At 23.8% G+C, this 525-nt stretch carries 2 protein-coding genes; both read right to left on the reverse strand.

What is annotated here, in order from left to right; genetic code table 11:
• On the reverse strand, positions 1–144 hold a 144-nt coding region (gene rpmC, locus ACQY5W_RS13585; protein ID WP_428025502.1), incomplete at its 3' end, for a 50S ribosomal protein L29.
• Positions 141–525, reverse strand: a 385-nt coding sequence (locus ACQY5W_RS13590; RefSeq protein WP_428025501.1) for a hypothetical protein, incomplete at its 5' end; no start/stop codon positions are given. The genes rpmC and ACQY5W_RS13590, both read right to left, overlap by 4 nt.

Consider the following 525-nt stretch of genomic DNA (forward strand, 5'->3'; position numbering starts at 1 on the left):
TTTTGTTTGTTTGATCTGCCCAGGACTTTTTGGTGTAGTGCCTGTAGCAACTTGAGCATTAGATTTGATTAGTTCTTTTTTTAATTCAATCAACTTTGATTTCAATTCTTCACTTGACATTGATCTTAATTCTTTTATTTTCATTTTTCAGATTTTTCTTCTTTAGTTTCTTTGGTTTTTGTTGATTTTTTTAACAAAGATAGTTTCTTTTTTTCTTTATTTTCATCTGATTCTTCTTTTTCATCTTTTGATTTTTTAGCAAAAAGATTAAAATCTAGCTTTTTTTGTTTACCAAAAAAATCAATATTGTTATCTTTTACAATATTTTCAAGAGTTTTTTCTAAAAATTGTTCTTTTTCTAAAATAAACTCTGGAGATTCATTATTGGTAAATTCATTTGGTTTAATATCTTGTTGATATTTCAAAACAACTTTTTGATGCTTGATTTCATTTAACATCATATTGTTGGCAACTGTGTATAAAAATGATTTTGCTTTATTAAAACTTACTTTTTTACAATTATCC

The sequence above is a fragment of the Arcobacter sp. genome (genome assembly GCF_050300555.1).
Taxonomy (GTDB): Bacteria; Campylobacterota; Campylobacteria; order Campylobacterales; family Arcobacteraceae; genus Arcobacter.